The 2350-nt window shown below is 56.4% G+C and carries 3 protein-coding genes; all 3 read right to left on the bottom strand.

From position 1 onward, the window contains the following. Positions 1–207: 207 nt before the first annotated feature. A complete protein-coding gene (locus KIT10_16295; protein MCW5900819.1) occupies positions 208–519 on the bottom strand; it encodes a hypothetical protein in 312 nt (103 codons plus the stop codon). Between the two features lie 446 nt (positions 520–965). After that, complete coding sequence (locus tag KIT10_16290; GenBank protein ID MCW5900818.1) at positions 966–1379, bottom strand: hypothetical protein; 414 nt, start codon at positions 1377–1379, stop codon at positions 966–968. Between the two features lie 2 nt (positions 1380–1381). Further along, positions 1382–1672 carry a hypothetical protein gene (locus tag KIT10_16285; GenBank protein MCW5900817.1) on the bottom strand — a complete coding sequence of 97 codons (291 nt, stop codon included), beginning with the start codon at positions 1670–1672 and terminating at the stop codon, positions 1382–1384. Between the last annotated feature and the right edge of the window lie 678 nt (positions 1673–2350).

The following is a 2350-nucleotide window of genomic DNA, read 5'->3' as shown; positions in this document are numbered from 1 at the left end:
CGGCTGGAGCGCCTAAAGCGCCCACAGTAAACGGTGTCCCTAGACTCTGCGTTGTGGCCAGTGCCGAAAAGGTTATATCCGAGTCGACAATCGATACAGGGTGTACGACGTTCGAAACCTCGAAGCCTTCAGAGAAAGGCGGACGGATCCCAAGCCTTGAAATCAGGTTGGTAAAAAACGTTGAGGTTATCCGCGCTATCTGTGGCATTAGTTCACGTCGATTCGCCAGAAGAACGTCAGAGCGCCCGCCGTGGTGTTCCTGGCCGTCAGGACAATCCGGCAGGCTCTTACCGCGCCCTGAAAAACGATATCATCCGGAATGATCGGAAACCGATTTTGCAGGTTAATCGCCTGATCGTTCATCACGGGGATATTCGCGATCAGGGTTGCGCGTAAGCCCGTGTTTGAGCCGGTACAGGAAAGGGTCACCTTCGTGCCGGTAGGTACAAACTCATAGAGCTGACCCGCCACCACGTTTGCGCTCACCGAATTCGCTGCTACCGAAACACTGTCTTGCATTACTGGCATGGTGTCCTCCTAGCACTTTTTGCGGCGCCGCACATGGCAGCTAGTCGCTAGCTGCATCTTCACGCGGCTGGCCATTGTGTCGAAACTCTTCAGACGTCGCATTGACCGGCGGAGCGCCTTGGGATTCGCTGGATTCATCCTTCTGCGTTTATGTTGCATCCGATAGGAAACCAGATCCGCGACGGCCGCGGCTCCGATCACCGTCGAGAGCGCGGTCGGACCCCACCGGCGCAGCATCGAGTACAGTTGTTCGATGGTTGCCCGGGATCCACTCGCCCGGAGCTTTTGGAGCGCCTGCCACAGAGAAGGAAAACGAGCAGACCAGGCAGGCATTCCGGCAGCGATTGCACGCGCAGCCATCGGCACAGAAGCGGCTGTGGGATAGACCGCAGCCGGCGCGCCGAATCCACCGTATGAAACGGGCTGGTAAGTCGGCATCAACGCTGTAGGCTGGTTGTGAGAAAATCCTCCCAGGATTGACCCTGCGACCCCTTCAATGAGGTCTCCTGCGAACCCGCTAGTGGGATCGAAAACGGAATCGACGAAGTCGAAAAGTCCCATGGCTGATGCCCTCCTGTCGGCTCAGAAAAGTATACGGAATACGCGGGCGGCGGCCCATAGGGGTTACCGCCGCCTTGACCGTAATAGCTGTAGTTCCCGCCTTGTAAGACGTTCGTTTTAGTCCGGTTCGCTCCGATATTGGAAATAGCCTGGATGCCCTTGCCTATCGCGCCGACAGCAACTTCCGTTGCAATGATCGGCGGGAAAACCACGCGGGCAATGTTCCAGCCTTCACCCTTGTTTAGGTTCTGAATCCCGAGAGCCTTACCAAAAGACCCCAAAAATCCCATGACTAAACCTCAGGCTCCATCGGATCGTTAGAGAACTGTCGCGTTCTGCGCGACGGGCTAGGATTCTTCGCGCCCGCCATGAGGGCTTCAAGCTCATTGTCTATCGTCTCCTGCTTCTGCCACCGTTTGACGCTCTTCTCGCGGTTGGCGACAGTTACAGACCGCGCCTCAAGATCAGCAACGGCCCATTCCAGCTTACGGGTTCGACGGTGCAAGGACCAGGTTGTAACCAGGCCGCCAGCTACCCCACCACCCAAAACGAGAGCGATAACCAGTAATAGAGCTTGTTCCATGCCGATACGCTACCCCTTGTGTGTATCTCTTTGGATACATACTAGGGGTGGTGTAGCGAAAAGTCTACAAAAACTTTAAAATGGAGGTGGTTAGGGCGGGGCGGCAGGCTCAGAGCCGTAGGCTCGCAGCGGGAGCGCCCTCCGAACGTTCGAAGAAAGAAAGAAAATTCGTCGGATGGGCTGTGGATAACGGGGATAACGGGGATAACTATGAGAATCGTCTGCGATCACCTACACTTAAGCGATCATGATGCGGTGTGGATAAGGAACGATGGGACCCTGGCACCTGTGCTGCACATTCTCTCACGAAAGCCAGCGGTCCTATTCATTTCGAATAAGACGCTGGCCTTCAAATGTGAGATATGCGTTAAGTCACAGGGGTTAGCCAGATCGACGCCTGATATCCTGAACCGGCCCCACCGGCAGGCCCTACCGTAACGCGGATTCTCTCGGAAGCTGCGAGCTCCACTCGGAACGACATCGGAGCAGTCCCAGACTGGCCGTTAGGCCCTCCTCCCATGCCCCAGAATCGTTGAACCCAGATGTTCGCGGCGTTGGCCGCGTCTCTCCGTTGCAAGTCCATCGCTGGCGTGCCTACGCCATCACCGGCACTCATGACGATGAATAGCTGATAGATTCCCGCGTGCTGGGCTCCCGTATCGGCTAGGACTGTACCGG

It is taken from the genome of Flavobacteriales bacterium (assembly GCA_026129465.1).
Lineage (GTDB): Bacteria > Bacteroidota > Bacteroidia > Flavobacteriales_F > PHOS-HE28 > PHOS-HE28.
Note: the sequence above shows the minus strand (reverse complement) of the source record. Positions and strands in the feature narration are given on the sequence as shown.

What these genes read in the sequence shown, in the direction of transcription:
- KIT10_16295 (MCW5900819.1), bottom strand. Translation starts at nt 519, where the DNA reads ATGCAAGACAGTGTTTCGGTAGCAGCGAATTCGGTGAGCGCAAACGTG.
- KIT10_16290 (MCW5900818.1), bottom strand. Translation starts at nt 1,379, where the DNA reads ATGGGATTTTTGGGGTCTTTTGGTAAGGCTCTCGGGATTCAGAACCTA.
- KIT10_16285 (MCW5900817.1), bottom strand. Translation starts at nt 1,672, where the DNA reads ATGGAACAAGCTCTATTACTGGTTATCGCTCTCGTTTTGGGTGGTGGG.